This window comes from Paenibacillus sp. FSL K6-1122, assembly GCF_037977015.1.
GTDB classification, from domain to species: domain Bacteria; phylum Bacillota; class Bacilli; order Paenibacillales; family Paenibacillaceae; genus Paenibacillus; species Paenibacillus amylolyticus.
Genome location: NZ_CP150272.1, coordinates 4127670 through 4142296, shown reverse-complemented (window position 1 = coordinate 4142296; position 14627 = coordinate 4127670). Strand labels below are relative to the sequence as shown.

Sequence of the window (14627 nt, the reverse complement as noted above, 5' to 3'; positions counted from 1 at the left end):
TTCCCAACTCCATTCCACATGATACCGTTACAGTATTAATGTCGGGGAAGTTGGGTGACTGTCCAGCCTGATTTTGTTGTCAGAAAAATATGGAACGTACAGCTTCGTACCCAAAATACAAACCAAATCCGATCAGGCAGATTCCCGAAATGATAGAGATCCAGCGCAATACATTCTCACTGCTATGTTTGTGGAATCGACTGGCCATTCCAGCCATAATGACATCCCATACCAGGATACCAATGAATATGCCTGAACTGTAGAGTAGCAAATGAGCAGTATCCGTATGCTTCACAGTTGTCGCGAGAATAGAGCCATAGATCCCCAGCCAAAATAATATATTCAGTGGATTGGACAGGGCCATCAAAAATCCGGAAATAAAAGATTTTCGAACAGTTGCTTCCGCAGTAGATGTACCTTGAATGCCTTGCTTTAGCTTCGAGAGCGTTTCCACTCCCGTGTAAATCAGAATAAAACTGCCAAATGACCAGAGAAAAGAGCGCATGAACGGCGTGTCCAGAAAATGGGCAACTCCAAAATAAATCAGCAGCATATACACCAAATCTGCAAACATAGCTCCGAGCCCTAGAATCCAAGCATGCATGAATCCGTGGCGGGCTCCACGGTCGAGTTGGGCGGCGTTAATCGGACCGATTGGAGCGGACAATGATATTCCCAGAATGATATAACTGAACAGTACAGACATAAACACGTTCACTCCTTAACGGGTTCGATGAATTGTACCAGTCGTCACAGAAAATGGGTACAAGTCATCGTATTCCCGTAAGGAGTGAATTAGAACAAACTACTTTTATCTCATACTGCGTCAAGGCCTTGTTATTCTGTTAAAGTTCCACATCCAATTGAATTGGGGTGCAGTTGTATCCGTTGCATGAGCTTTCTTCACAAGGACAAGCGGAGAGCCCAATTGTGAGATCCATTAATGCCTCCATCTCGATATAATCACCTGCACGAGAGTCGGGAGCTACAACATCAATCTTGCCTTCACTGTCTACAACGGACTTCATAAACAGGTTAAATGGATAGTGTTGATCCGGCGGTAAGATTCCGAAGGGTTCTAGTGCCGTGTTCAGATTGTGATAACAACTGGCGTGATCCTTTTTGTGGTATAACACCTCATACATCTCTGGACGACAAGCAGAGTTGAAGAAATCATGTACCCCAACGGTGTCACGGACAATCTTGAGTAAAGGTTGATACTGATTGGAATATACAAATTGTCCTGGTTTAATTCGATAAGTACGCAATACGTCCATTGTCACGCCGGGATCCAAGCGATGGTTAGCATCCGTAGCATCATATGCCACAAAATCAATGACTTGCTGTCCCTCCAGATCCGTTATGCGTAGTAAAGAACCCTTGTTTACTTTCAAGGCATATCCCGTTTTGGCTGGGATAAGATAAGACTGTTTATGGCGCTGATTCGTATTCATCTGTTACATTCCTCCGCTACTGTTTGCTTTCAGTATGTGGAGCAGATGATGCTTTCATGCACTTTTATGGCGATGCACTCTGTACTCAGGCAGGAACATCCAATGGTAAATTTAACACACCACATAATACGTCTTTATGCTGGAAATAGTGGATTACCTCTCATCCCGATCCAGAGGTCTGATTGTTCAAGCTGTCCAGCCAGATGTAATAACCAATCTTCGCGTCCCTTGGTTGCCATCACTTGAACGCCCATTGGCAAACCTTCAGGTGTCATATGCAGAGGCACACTTATCGCAGGCTGGCCTGTCAGATTTGCAAGCTGGGTGAAGGGTGTATACGTAAGACTTGGCTCAAACATTTCATAGATGAGTTGCTGCTGCTGGGTCTTGTCCAATTCACTAATTCGCATCAGATTACGGATCTGTTCGTCATGAGGTGTTAATTCACCAATCTTAGGCGCAGGAAAAGCATTAACGGGTGTGACGTAGAAGTCATAGCGTTCAAACAAAGTGGACATCTGCGCTGCAGCTACATCCCACTCAGCCAGACTATGTACAAATTCCGCAGCGGACACCTTTTTGCCAGCTTCAGCGAGAACCCAGGATTCAATCTCCATATCCTCGGAGGTCAGAGCCCGGCCCATGGATCGTTCCATGGAAGAGATCATCGCAGCCATCTCACCACTGTTCATCATGTAATAATTCTCCATCAACCGAACTCCGTTGACGGGACTCAGTTTTTCTTCAACATGATGACCTTGTTCTTCCAACCAGCGCACGAGCTTGTATACAGACTCTTTGGCTTCTGCGCTGACAGGTGTACCCACGGGTGAATCCGTTGTGTATGCAATTTTCAGTTTGCGTTGATGTGGATAGCTCATATCAGCGAAGTAACTGCCTGGAAAGAGTGGAGCATGGAACGCAGCTTCGGGCTGAATGACTTGTAACGTATCAAGCAATGCAGCACTGTCCCGAACCGAGCGAGAGAGGGCAAAATCAATCGATGCGCCTTGCCATTGACGACCAACTCCCGGTCCTACAGGTGTGCGCCCGCGGGTTGGCTTTAACCCAAACAATCCGCTAAAGGAAGCCGGGATACGAATCGAACCTCCTCCGTCACTGGCTCCGGCAAGAGGAACAATACCCGAAGCTACAGCAGCAGCGGCACCACCACTTGAACCACCTGGGGAGTGATTGATATTCCATGGATTGCGAGTTGGACCATGAAGACGGGGCTCGGTAATATTTTTTAAACCAAATTCAGGAGTATTGGTATGTCCTATGAAGATAAAGCCTGCATCACGGAGTCGAGTGACAAAATTGGAATTGCGTAATGCACGATGCTCGCTGAACAAACGGGAGCCTGAAGTCAGAAATTCACCTTCCAAGGATTGCGAGATATCTTTCAGGAGCAGGGGCACACCGGCAAAAGGTTGTTCTCCAGGGCGAACCAAACCAGCTTCCTCACGTGCGCGATTTTCATATGTACGAATAACCGCATTAAGTTGCGGATTCACTTCTTCAAGGCGTGCAAACGCCGCTTCAAGCATTTCAACCGGGGATACTTCCCGGGATCGGATCAGTTCAGCCAAACCTACGGCGTCGTAGGAGGTATATGAGAATGAAGACATTATGATCGTTCCTCTCTGAATATATTTCATCTGTTTATTCCATATGTCATCGTACCACCGGATTAGACAAAAGACAAAAGATAGAAGAGACGTAGTGCGATGATATGCATACTCGTTATGAGGTTGGAGGGAAAAGAGGGGGATTTGCATTTGCGAAATAGAGATAAAGCAAAGGGTTAATAGATCATTTTGCTAATTGAGAAAATGATCGAGTAATATCGAGTCATGGAAATAAAAAACCACTGCTCATCTTATTTGATGTGCAATGGTTTTATTTTTATATTTGACTATTTGTTGATATGAGAACCTCACATATATCCACTTACTCTGTACGAAGCTTTGGTGCAGCATCGGCCGCAGTTGATGATCTTTCCTGCTGTCTAGAAATGGCGAAGAGGGCCACCCAGATCAGAATAAAACCAAGCAGCTGCTCCCATGTAATCAGTGTACGGAAAGCAATCCAGTTCACCAACACACCCGCCATCGGGAAGCTAAGTTCTGCGAGTGTTGCAACAGAGGCTTTGGTTGACGACAGACCTTTGTAATACAACAGAAGACTGAGCAAACCTGGCAACAATGCCTGACCGAGAATGTTGAGGATGACAGCGGTCTGTTCACCCGTTCCGGACGGGAACGTCCATGCTGCACCTTCATTCCACGTCATAAAGATCAGGAGGGGAAGAGCAACGACAAAGCGCAGGGAGGTGACCGTTTCATAACGCGCCTGACCCAGCATCAATCGTCCCATAACGGTTGAACCTCCCCATAAGGCAGCAGCCCCAAGGGATAACAAGCTTCCGGCATGAATCCAGTTGTCCCAGTTACCTAATGGCAATGTGAAGCCAAATGTAAGCAGGTACGTTCCTGCTAATGCAATGAAGAACAATCCACCGAAGCGACGTGGCAACGTTTCTTTTAATAACAGTTTAGCCAGCACGATAGCGAAGAGTGGTTGCATTTTTTGCAATAAAAGTACCGTATTCGGATCGTTATGTGTTAGTGCCATGGTGAACAATACCGTTGCGAGTGCTGATCCTCCCCATGAGATAAAAATCACGGCAATCCAGTGGCGAGCACGCAGGTTTTTCAGATCAGCCCGAAATTTCCACAGTACGGGAATGGCAATAAGACTGACGATGATATGTTCCACCAGTACAATCTGCGTGGAGGTCATCGTATTTAGCAAAATAATGCGGAAGAGTGGGTCGACACCCCATAAGGCGGCGCCGAGAACTACAAGCCAGAATCCGGTATTACTTCGTTCCTTGCGGTAAACAGGTGATGCTGCTGATGTCTTTTCCATATTCAGGACTCCTTCGTCAGAACACGGAATCTTCAGTTGGCAAAATCGACAAAAGCCCCCGTTTTGGTATATACCAAATAAACGGGGGCTCATCCAAGGACATGCGTCAGGAAAGAGGCCTTCCCGTGAACGGCATGTCAATGTGTTGATCTTCTCTCATCCGGACTGTACCGTCGGCCTTGGATTCACACCAAGTCAGTCGCTGAATGTCCTTCGTTAAGAACAATTAGCGAGTCGCGGGCTGGTTCCGAAGAACATCACCGCCGGTTGGGAATTGCACCCTACCCCGAAGATCCTATTCAATTATATAGTGTGTTGAACAAGCTGTAACATTAATAAGTTCATCTTATTCCTGTAAGCGCTAGCAGTTCAAGCATTTTTTTTAGAAAACGATTTTCCAGCTTCCTTGCTGTCTGCGAAGGAGCACGATCTGGCCTGCGTGATACGCATCATGGAGTACCCAGCGAGCCAGTTCGTGTGCCCATTTCTCTTCGGAGTCCATATATGCGGCTTCAAGATCAGACTCTTGTAGTGCAGCTAATTGATCTCGCAACTGCTGGGCTAATCGAGTTGTACCCTGCATCAGTGTATTCCAACCAGCTGCATCCGTTGCATCTCCCGGATTCCCAAATGTGTATTCATTGGAGTCTACAGCAGGAAGGGTAGGCTCCTTACCTTGCATGCGACATAATAAGCGATGGTTGTAATAATACATATGGTTAACCAACTGCCAGATGCTTAATCCCCCTGAGGGTGGAATCCAGGCTGCTTGTTCTGCTGTAAGGCCCTCCAAGGATTTCGACAAAGGTACAATCCAATTACATTGATCCCAAGTATCATCCTTTTGAATAAGTAACACATCTAGTGCTGTTGTGTTCGTCATTGCCTTTTCCTCCTTGCGTATAATTGTGATTTGTGATGTAACTAGCTAAAACTGATTAATAAGGTTACACTTAATATAACACATCAAAGACGAGTTGTAACTTTCTTTGTTTAATTAGATGGTTACAATAAACGGAGGTATATATGGACAGGTTATGGACCGATTTTGTAAACAGCGATTATCACGACTGGCGTGGGGGAGATCGATCGGAGGACAGACTTGGGAAGGCGAACTGGCAGCAAGATTTTCTGGAACGATGGCAACTTAACGCTTCTGTCCCTGCATCTCCAGAAGAGGAGTTGTCGATGAGAAATTTCAGGAATGAATTGATAGCTCTTGGAGCCCGCTTATCTTCTGGAGCATCATTAACGGATATAGAAAAACAATGGTTGAACGGCGTTATGGAATCAGGGCATGTGAGAAGGACATTGACTACAATTGATCAGGAACTGAAACTCAAACTGGTAGCTGTAGAAGCACATTGGCATCAGGTTATGGCTGAGGTAGCTGCTGATTTTGCCATGACTTTGGTGGAGGGAGAAGGCGGCAGGATTCGGATCTGTGATAATTCGGATTGTCGCTGGATGTTCTATGATGATACCCGAAGCAGAACACAGAAGTACTGTGATGATAAGATGTGTGGCAATCTGATGAAGGTCAGAAGATTTCGGGCGAAACGCAAATTCCAAAATTGATAAATACTAACAATAACTATATAATGTATATATACTAGCGAAAAAATAGTCAGAAGCAGTACAGATTCGTAAGCAGGATGTGATCGTCTTTCAAACCAAAATAGATGGGAGATGTTTCTTGTGCGGACAAGTTATCTGTTGAAAAATGGCTGTGTGTTGTCGATGGATGCTAAAATTGGACAGTATAAGAGGGCGGACGTTCTGATTCAGGATTCACTGATCATGGCGATTCAGCCCGACCTGGATATTCCGGATGCGGAGATCATTGATGCTTCATCGATGATTATTATGCCTGGGCTGGTGGACACGCATCGGCATATGTGGGAATCACTTGTCAAAACAGCGGGAACCAACTGGTCGTTACCAGTTTATTTGCAAAATCTCTATTATGGTGCGATGGGAAGCAAGCTCCGCCCACAAGATAGTTATATTGCCAATCTGCTCGGTTCCTTGGAAGCGCTTAACGCAGGAGTGACGACAGTAATGGATTGGAGCATGCCATATTCCCCTGACCATACGGATGAACTGATTCGTGGACTTCAGGATGCTGGCATTCGGGCGGTATTTGCTCACGGAGTCCCTGGTGAGACGGACTACTGGAATCGGGATAGTCAACTCACGTATTCGATCAATGATGTGAGAAGAGTCAAAGAACGTTATTTTTCATCACGGGATCAATTGCTTACTTATGGGCTTGCCATTCGTGGTCCGGAGTTCAGTCATTGGGATACAACCGTGAAAGAGATCGAGCTAGCACAAGAACTGGATGCGATCTGTTCCATGCATGCCGGATTTGGCAGTTGGGGATCTGTGGATCGCTCGATCAGTCACTTGTACGAAGCGGGACTCTTAAGTCCACGGGTGAATATCGTTCATGGTAACACCATGGGCATGGATGAATACAAAATGCTGGCAGATAGCGGCGCTTCCTTGTCGGTCACACCTGAGGTTGAAATGATGATGGGTCATGGATATCCGGCCACCGGCTATTTTCTTGAACATGGGGGAACACCTACACTTGGTGTAGATGTAGTGACGTCTACAGGCGGAGATATGTTCTCGCAGATGAAGTTTGCACTTCAAGCTGAACGATCCAGAGCCAATGAACAACTTTTGCAGCAGGGTGAGATGCCTGGTGAGTTGAACTTGCAGTCCAGCCAAGTGCTGAGATTTGCAACTTCAGCTGGTGCCCAAGCGTTGGGATTGGAGCAGAAGGTGGGTACGTTGACCCCAGGGAAAGAAGCGGATCTGATCATGATTCGTACCACCGATCTAAATATGTTCCCCGTTCATGATCCAATCGGCGCTGTTGTGCAATTTGCTAATCCATCCAACGTGGATACGGTCTTTGTGGCAGGTAGACTCGTGAAGCGAGAGGGTAAGCTGTTGAATGTTGATCTGGATGCGATTCGTCATGCGGCGATGCAGAGCAAAGATTATTTGTTAACCCAATACCGGATGTCAGACGCTGAGAGAATTGCGTTCTCATAATTTACTTTTTCATAAAAACCTGAAATGAAGTCAGTTCGTATTTTTATATACACCTCTACCTATAGCAAGAAATAAAGGGCCGCATAATGATATGTGGCTCTTTTACGTGCCTTCATATCGTGGAATTAGACAGGATAAGGTAGGAAGGGACAGCAGAAAAAGACGAAAAGAGCTCTCTTTTTCTTGACTTCGGATAACAGGGATTATAAGGTGTTTTTCACGAAAATTAAGGCTTATAAAAACTGCGCATAATATAAATTATACGCAGTTTTGTTTTAAATCCATTTTCATATTCATCCACGTGCAACAGATCATGATAATTTTCGCGAAAAAAGAACAAAATAAGTGATCTTTAAAAATAAATTTAACCAAGCAACGCGATAACGTGTAGAATTCGATAGGTTTTTATAGGTGATCGATAAGATAGAACAAATGACTTTTTCATAGAACAGATGGGAAGCCATCCAATCGCTGCTACATCCATAGCACATTCAAGATTCATGACGAGAGGAACATGACTATGCGTGAGAACAAACAACGATCTTCATTATTTCGCAAAAAACCAATTGCCTCGGAGGGCGATAACAGCAGTGCATTGAAACGGGCGCTTGGTCCGTTGGACTTAACCACACTTGGCGTGGGAGCTATTATTGGTACCGGGATTTTTGTGCTGACCGGTGTAGCTGCCGCGACGTATGCCGGCCCGGGCCTGGTACTGTCATTTTTGCTGGCAGGTATCATATGTGCATTCGCAGCATTGTGTTATTCGGAATTTGCCTCAAGCATACCGGCCTCGGGTAGTGCGTACACGTATAGCTATACGGCTTTTGGAGAAGTGATTGCCTGGGTTCTGGGATGGGATCTGATATTGGAGTATGGATTCGCGAGTGCGGCGGTAGCCAGTGGATGGTCAGGATATTTCCAGACGTTATTGTCCGGATTCGGGCTGGAGTTACCCCATGCGCTGACGAGTGCGTTTAGCCCGGAAAAGGGAACCTATTTTGACATCACGGCTGCGGTCATTACGTTAATTATCACTTTCCTGCTTACCCGAGGGGTGAAGGAAGCGGCTCGTGCGAATGGCATCATGGTAGCGATTAAAATTATTGTTGTGCTGATCTTCATTGGTGTAGGTGTTTTCTATGTAGAGCCAACCAACTGGCAGCCATTTTTGCCTTTTGGCATCTCGGGTGTAACTGCAGGGGCAGCGACGGTATTTTTTGCCTACATCGGTTTTGATGCGGTCTCCACAGCGGCAGAAGAAGTTAAGCAGCCACAACGGGATTTACCGATTGGAATTATTGCTTCACTGGCAATCTGTACCGTTCTCTACATTGTTGTATCGTTGATCCTCACAGGGATTGTGCCTTATAACATGTTGAATGTAAGTGATCCAGTTGCGTTTGCATTTGAATTTGTTCAACTGAAGGGTTTGTCCTGGATTGTATCTCTTGGAGCGATTGCCGGCATTACGACCGTATTGCTGGTCATGATGTATGGTCAGACACGTCTGCTCTATTCCATGTCTCGTGACGGACTGCTGTCGCCGGTCTTCTCCAAGGTTAGTGGCAAAAGTCAGACACCAGCGGTAGGGACATGGGTTGCAGGCATTATCGTGGCTCTGTTCTCCGGGTTCATCTCGTTGGGACATTTGGCGGAGCTTACGAACATCGGAACGTTGTTTGCTTTTGCAGTTGTAAGTCTGGGCATTATCGTGTTGCGTAAAAATAACCCTGATCTCAAACGCGGCTTCCGCGTTCCACTTGTGCCACTGATTCCGATTCTGAGTGCCCTGGGTTGTGTATACTTGATGACACGCCTTGCGGCGCTGACATGGATTACGTTTTTTGCTTGGTTGATCATCGGATTGGTCATCTACTTTGCCTATGGACGGCATTACAGTCATCTGAATCCGGCACGCCGGATCTCCAGTGCTTTGAGAGCGAAGGATAAGTAAACTAGTCGAGAACATCTTCAATTTTCCTCATTTCGTATCGCTTAGGCGAAGCGGGATGGGGATTTTTTTATATAGAAAGATAAAGGAAGATAACAGCAGGGGAAGGTTGGAATTTTCTTCATATATGGGTAAGTAATAAGGGACGTGACGAACTTAATCACGGGGGCGGGGTTGCGGCTAAGCCAAATATGAAATATATTTGGGGATGTGACATGCCATCAGACATAAGAGAGGGGATGTATCATGAACACACCATTACATACGAATTCAAATCATCAAAAAGCAGCTTTTGGATTTGCACTAGCTGACTCATCCGTACTTGCAGAGGCGCAATTAATTGTTTCACAATCAGGAGGTGCAGATGACCTACAGTTAGATATTGATCCGCAGCGCCTTCTGAAGGATGGACGTAAAGTATCTGTCATTGCACAACAGTTGGATTCACCGGTCAATCGTCAGGATGCCAATATCATCTATGGTCAGGAGCTGGCATACGTGCAGTATGCTGTTAACCTGAAACCGGATAGTTCAATCTCCATTGCATCTATTGAAGGCGTTGAACAGTCTGTTAATCTTGGTTGGTCAGTATTTACAGAGGGGGGATACGAACTTCGAATCTCCCTGCATATGAAAACACCTCGTATTGCTGAAGGTACACTCGAACCTGAACAACTTGCAATGGTTAAGTATGCGCAAGTTATCACCGTATATATATCGCTTTTCCCGGCAGAAGCAGCGTCGTTGAGTTCACCAACTCAAGCTGTGTGGAGCAGAAACCATCATGTGTTTGACTCCTACGGCAGAGGGGGATTCATTCTCGCTGACCTGCCTCGACTCGCTGAACGTGTAGGGGAACTGATGGGACCGGGCAACCATAATCTGATCGAGCAATTTGCCGAAGGCAATCTGTCAGATACGTTGCTGGAAGAGGGGCTGATGGCGATTGCCTGGGGCGTGACTCCATGGTGTTATTCACTCTATTCTGCACCAGATGAGCAGTCGGCTGGAATACTTGCCGTGAACAAACTGGGCGATCAACCTGATCGGCAAGGGATCTACCGTATTGATCCGTCCATTCAACAATTAAGTATCGTACCTGCGAATGAGCTGGCTTACTGGCCTGCCTGCGTTCAGAACGATTGGCCTGTTATTGATGTGGAGGGTGAAGGCGAGACATTGCATATGGATTTATATACTCAGATCTGTGAATCCGTGAATGGGCTGCACGAGAATCCATTGCCATCGTTTGTACTTACTCGCAGTCAAGGCAAACCCGAAGCGATCATTCCCCTGATTGATGTTGTCATTGTGGACGAAGCCTAGAGCACTGTTCAGCTTAAGAAGGTTGTTCTGTCATCGCAGTGCCCGTGTAAATAATCTTAGTCAATTTATAAAGAACCGAATCGAGGTGACGTAGACAGATGATGACCGAGGAGATTCAGGAGCAATATGCGGACGAGCTTGAAGCTTTTTACATATGGATGAAGGACGCCGGATATACAGGCCATACGGTAAAATCATACACCGGTGACGTGGTGGAATTCCTGGTCTCCATTCAAGGAAAGTCACTGGAGCAGGTCAAAAAGCTGCATGTGTTGTCTTTTCTGTCCCGCGCGCGGGAGCGTGGGGTTAGTGATGCCACGAGAAATCGTAAACATGCGGCGGTGAACTGTTTTTACAAGTCCCTCATTGAACTTGAATTGTTAACCAATAATCCGGCGTTTGGGATCAAAAAATCCAAAACCGAGAAAAACCGTGCGCCCGTTTTCCTTGATGAAAGTGGGCTGACACGTTTTCTGGAGTCGGTAGAAGGCAAGTATCGTACACGTAATCTGGCAGTTTTTCTATTGATGGGGTATATGGGATTACGGGTTGGAGAAGTGCACGCGTTGGATTGCAAAGACTATAATGCGGAGCGGCGTACATTAGATGTATTTGGTAAAGGTCGTAAATGGCGCTCACTCCCTGTACCGGAGACTGTTGCAAAAGTATTATCTCAAGCGATGGCTGAGCGTCTCGATCCTTGGCGGCCAAAAGAGGAAGCGTTATTTGTCTCGCAAAAAGGGAAGAGACTGTCGATTCGCAGCATCCAGCTCATATCTACGGAAACCTTTGAACGCTTCCAGCAGGAATCACCAGCCAATCAACGTCAAAACTACTCCAGTCATAAGCTGCGTCACTCGTTCGCGACCATGATGTTACGGCGTGGAGCCGACTTGCGTACGGTACAGGAACTGCTTGGTCATGCATCGATTCAAACAACAACCGTGTACACACACGTCACCAGTAGGGAGAAAGAAGAGGCTATGGCTCTGCTGGACGTTAAACTTCCGACATATTAGAAGAAAAAAGCCAATATTTAATCCGAAAAGGAGTCTGTCCAAGTGACAGGCTTTTTTTGTTATTGATTTGGATGGTGGATATTTAAACATAATTAATATTATGTAAACTAATATCTGAAATCTAAATAGGCCTATAATAGAAATCAAACAAAAGAACCATTCGCCTCTTCTCTTTAGAAGAAACAAATGGCCCTTTTGGCTAAGACAGATATCTTAATTTACAACTTTTAACGTGCTGAATCGTTCACGATATGAATGATTGCGCGATTGAATTACTCGAGTCCAGCGATCTGTTCTTTTAATTTGTTAGCAGAAGCCTGGAAAGCCACCTTTTCGGTTTCATTCAACGGAAGAGGCAGAATTTCGCGCACACCGTTGCGATCGACAACACATGGAACACCCAGATAAACATCCGATACACCATTGTAATCTTCAAGGTACGTGGATACGTTCAGAACGGAGCCTTCGTTGCCGAGAATTGCAGCTACAATGCGGTCAAGAGCAAGGGCGATTGCATAGGAAGTCGCTCCTTTGGCATTAATAATCTCATACGCTGCATTTTTGGTACGGTCGAAGATATCCTGCTGTGTTTCTTCATCCAATTCCAGATCTGTTCCTGCAACGTTAGCCAGGCTCCATACTGGTACTTCGGAATCGCCGTGCTCACCAATAATGTGTGCGTGAATACTACGCGGGTCGATCCCTTTATTTTTACCAATCAGGTAACGGAAACGTGCGCTATCGAGCAATGTACCTGAACCGATGACACGTGAAGCAGGCCATCCACTTTGTTTCCATGAAGTATAGGACAAAATATCTACAGGATTGGTTGCAATCAGCAAAATACCATGAGAATTCACTTCAGTAATACGCTCGATAATATCTTTGAAAATGCTTGCATTTTTCTTCAGCAGATCAATCCGGGTTTCGCCCGGCTTCTGGGAAGCGCCGGCTGTAATAATAATGATATCTGCATCTTTGCAGTCGGAATAATCGCCAGCCCATACTTTCACGCCTCCCGTAAATGGAAGACCGTGGTTCATATCCAGCATTTCGCCGGTTGCTTTATCATGATTCACATCCACAAATACCAACTCGGACGAACGCTGTCTCAACATTAGCGTGTATCCCGTTGTTGTTCCCACCGCACCCATGCCTACAATCACGACACGACTTGGTTTCAGAGCTGCACTATTTGTCATGTTCAATATCCTCTCCTTTTTGGGTTATACTCCCATCCATATTAAGGGATTAGAGAATATAAAGCGAGTATTGTCTATAAAATAGTTCACATTTCATGTCTTTTTACCAAGTATTCCGTCGAAAAACAGTTTAGGATGAAATTAATGGTAATAAATGTGCGACCTATAGCCCAGAGTATGAACTGGAAAAAGGGAGCGGTCCAACCATGAGTGGGCAATGAGCCTTTTACATAAGGTTTGTGGTAGAATAGGAGCAGTGGATTCTGATGAATCGTAAATAAAACGCCATAGGACAGGCATGCGCGCCTGTATATTGGATGAGAGAGGTGGAACCCACTTGCGTTTGCAATGGATTAAAATCGCGCAGACAGCATTGCTGTCTATAGGTATAGCAGCTGTATTGGCTGCATGCACCGACTCAGATCAACCTCCGGTAGCAGAACCTCCGCAGCAGCAGGAGGACGCCGGGAATACAGGGCAGACGTTAACTGTCGTTCCCCCTGTGAACAGTACAGAATCTGCAGATATGGCCAAGTACCAAATACAGACCCGTTTGACCGATTTTCAGTTGCTCAATGACAACGGAGGATTGGCGTGGGGGGTGACGCGGAATGCGCTGCGCCTGTACTACACTCAGGATCAGGGAAAGACCTGGACCAATATTTCACCTTCGGAAAATGTACAGTTTCCGGCTAACCCTAAATATGGACAAAGCATTTATTTTGTAGATCGTGCACATGGTTGGATTGTTCGTGAAGGCATGGGTGGAACAGATACCATGGTGCTTCGCACCAATAATGGAGGCGTAACTTGGAGCCTGTCTTCTCTGTCCAAGACGGATAAAGTGACTGCGATCTCATTTGTATCTCCTGAAAAAGGCTGGATTCTCACCACGGTCGATACCGCTATTGGTAAACAGGACAAGAAACTTTACTTCACCGAGGACGGTGGAATTACTTGGAATCGGATGTCATCCAGTGATGAAGATGGCAAACAGGAAGCAGAAGAGATTTCCAAACGTGGATACACCACGGGCATGACTTTCTCGGATCCAAAACATGGTTTCTTAACAGCGCTGGAGTTCGGCACACCGAAGTTGTATGTAACATCAGACGGTGGAGAGAACTGGAATACTGGACCATCCTTCTTTGATCGAAACAAATTCAACGGGTGTGGTAATTTCAGTGTTAGTTCACCACAATTTTTTGGACGTGAAGCGCAGTCAGCCTGGATGTCAATGTCCTGTTCTCAAGGGGAGAGCACAACATTCAATGGATTCTTTACCACCGATGGAGGTAAGAGCTGGAAGCTTTCCAATTTCACTTTAAACAAACAAACGGGTCCGAATCGTAACCTTTCACCGGTATTTCTGAATGCATCGGAAGGTTGGTCGATGCAAAAGGGCATAACCTACCACACCAAGGATGCGGGCAAAACGTGGAGCGCTCTTCCTGCAAGCAGTGTACTGGAGAAAATTCTCGAAGACTATCCGGAGATTGTGAAGATGCAGATGGTTACCCCCAAGCTTGGCTGGATATTGGTTGAAAATACAGATGCCAAAAGATCGTTGTTATTGCAAACGGTAGATGGCGGTGTACATTGGAAAGTACTTTAAACGTAGAGTGTTATCGATGTGAATAGATAGGAGAAAGGAGAGGAGCTTAACGGT

General features: G+C 45.8%; 12 protein-coding genes and 1 riboswitch. Of the genes, 6 read left to right on the top strand and 6 right to left on the bottom strand.

Features of this window, described 5'->3' with window-relative positions; translation table 11 throughout:
* Nucleotides 1-79: 79 nt before the first annotated feature.
* From NSQ20_RS18660 to NSQ20_RS18640, 5 genes are all read right to left on the bottom strand, one after another.
* Nucleotides 80-706, bottom strand: a complete 627-nt coding sequence (locus NSQ20_RS18660; protein WP_017688112.1) for a LysE family translocator — start codon at nucleotides 704-706, stop codon at nucleotides 80-82.
* Between the two features lie 139 nt (nucleotides 707-845).
* A complete protein-coding gene (locus NSQ20_RS18655; RefSeq protein WP_340030562.1) occupies nucleotides 846-1454 on the bottom strand; it encodes an urea carboxylase-associated family protein in 609 nt (202 codons plus the stop codon).
* A gap of 134 nt (nucleotides 1455-1588) precedes the next feature.
* The gene (locus NSQ20_RS18650; protein ID WP_340030560.1) at nucleotides 1589-3085 is read right to left on the bottom strand and encodes an amidase; all 1497 of its coding nucleotides are present in this window, start codon (nucleotides 3083-3085) and stop codon (nucleotides 1589-1591) included.
* Nucleotides 3086-3407: 322 nt separating this feature from the next.
* On the bottom strand, nucleotides 3408-4388 hold the full coding sequence (locus tag NSQ20_RS18645) for a DMT family transporter (RefSeq protein WP_047843351.1): 981 nt from the start codon (nucleotides 4386-4388) through the stop codon (nucleotides 3408-3410).
* Nucleotides 4389-4532: 144 nt separating this feature from the next.
* A riboswitch (FMN riboswitch) is annotated at nucleotides 4533-4686 on the bottom strand.
* A gap of 84 nt (nucleotides 4687-4770) precedes the next feature.
* Nucleotides 4771-5271, bottom strand: a complete 501-nt coding sequence (locus tag NSQ20_RS18640) for a DinB family protein (RefSeq protein ID WP_036673799.1) — start codon at nucleotides 5269-5271, stop codon at nucleotides 4771-4773.
* 143 nt (nucleotides 5272-5414) lie between these two features.
* Here NSQ20_RS18640 and NSQ20_RS18635 point away from each other — a divergent pair, with 143 nt between their 5' ends.
* From NSQ20_RS18635 to NSQ20_RS18615, 5 genes are all read left to right on the top strand, one after another.
* Entirely contained in the window at nucleotides 5415-5966 is a 552-nt protein-coding gene (locus NSQ20_RS18635) for a CGNR zinc finger domain-containing protein (protein WP_340030559.1), read from the top strand.
* Between the two features lie 111 nt (nucleotides 5967-6077).
* On the top strand, nucleotides 6078-7457 hold the full coding sequence (locus NSQ20_RS18630; protein WP_340030558.1) for an amidohydrolase family protein: 1380 nt from the start codon (nucleotides 6078-6080) through the stop codon (nucleotides 7455-7457).
* Nucleotides 7458-7977: 520 nt separating this feature from the next.
* Nucleotides 7978-9414, top strand: a complete 1437-nt coding sequence (locus NSQ20_RS18625) for an amino acid permease (protein WP_340030556.1) — start codon at nucleotides 7978-7980, stop codon at nucleotides 9412-9414.
* 243 nt (nucleotides 9415-9657) lie between these two features.
* Nucleotides 9658-10737 (top strand): hypothetical protein, encoded by a 1080-nt coding sequence (locus NSQ20_RS18620; protein WP_340030554.1) that lies wholly within the window; start codon nucleotides 9658-9660, stop codon nucleotides 10735-10737.
* 98 nt (nucleotides 10738-10835) lie between these two features.
* On the top strand, nucleotides 10836-11756 hold the full coding sequence (locus NSQ20_RS18615) for a tyrosine-type recombinase/integrase (protein ID WP_340030553.1): 921 nt from the start codon (nucleotides 10836-10838) through the stop codon (nucleotides 11754-11756).
* Between the two features lie 272 nt (nucleotides 11757-12028).
* Here the strand turns inward: NSQ20_RS18615 and NSQ20_RS18610 are convergent, their stop codons facing one another.
* On the bottom strand, nucleotides 12029-12958 hold the full coding sequence (locus NSQ20_RS18610) for an L-lactate dehydrogenase (protein WP_036613729.1): 930 nt from the start codon (nucleotides 12956-12958) through the stop codon (nucleotides 12029-12031).
* Between the two features lie 337 nt (nucleotides 12959-13295).
* Between NSQ20_RS18610 and NSQ20_RS18605 the strand changes: the two genes are divergently transcribed.
* Nucleotides 13296-14573 (top strand): YCF48-related protein, encoded by a 1278-nt coding sequence (locus NSQ20_RS18605; protein ID WP_340030552.1) that lies wholly within the window; start codon nucleotides 13296-13298, stop codon nucleotides 14571-14573.
* Nucleotides 14574-14627 lie beyond the last annotated feature (54 nt).

Coding starts and splice junctions, on each gene's coding strand:
- NSQ20_RS18660 (WP_017688112.1), bottom strand. CDS start 706: ATGTCTGTACTGTTCAGTTATATCATTCTGGGAATATCATTGTCCGCT.
- NSQ20_RS18610 (WP_036613729.1), bottom strand. CDS start 12,958: ATGACAAATAGTGCAGCTCTGAAACCAAGTCGTGTCGTGATTGTAGGC.
- NSQ20_RS18645 (WP_047843351.1), bottom strand. CDS start 4,388: ATGGAAAAGACATCAGCAGCATCACCTGTTTACCGCAAGGAACGAAGT.
- NSQ20_RS18635 (WP_340030559.1), top strand. CDS start 5,415: ATGGACAGGTTATGGACCGATTTTGTAAACAGCGATTATCACGACTGG.
- NSQ20_RS18640 (WP_036673799.1), bottom strand. CDS start 5,271: ATGACGAACACAACAGCACTAGATGTGTTACTTATTCAAAAGGATGAT.
- NSQ20_RS18650 (WP_340030560.1), bottom strand. CDS start 3,085: ATGTCTTCATTCTCATATACCTCCTACGACGCCGTAGGTTTGGCTGAA.
- NSQ20_RS18620 (WP_340030554.1), top strand. CDS start 9,658: ATGAACACACCATTACATACGAATTCAAATCATCAAAAAGCAGCTTTT.
- NSQ20_RS18615 (WP_340030553.1), top strand. CDS start 10,836: ATGATGACCGAGGAGATTCAGGAGCAATATGCGGACGAGCTTGAAGCT.
- NSQ20_RS18625 (WP_340030556.1), top strand. CDS start 7,978: ATGCGTGAGAACAAACAACGATCTTCATTATTTCGCAAAAAACCAATT.
- NSQ20_RS18630 (WP_340030558.1), top strand. CDS start 6,078: ATGTTTCTTGTGCGGACAAGTTATCTGTTGAAAAATGGCTGTGTGTTG.
- NSQ20_RS18655 (WP_340030562.1), bottom strand. CDS start 1,454: ATGAATACGAATCAGCGCCATAAACAGTCTTATCTTATCCCAGCCAAA.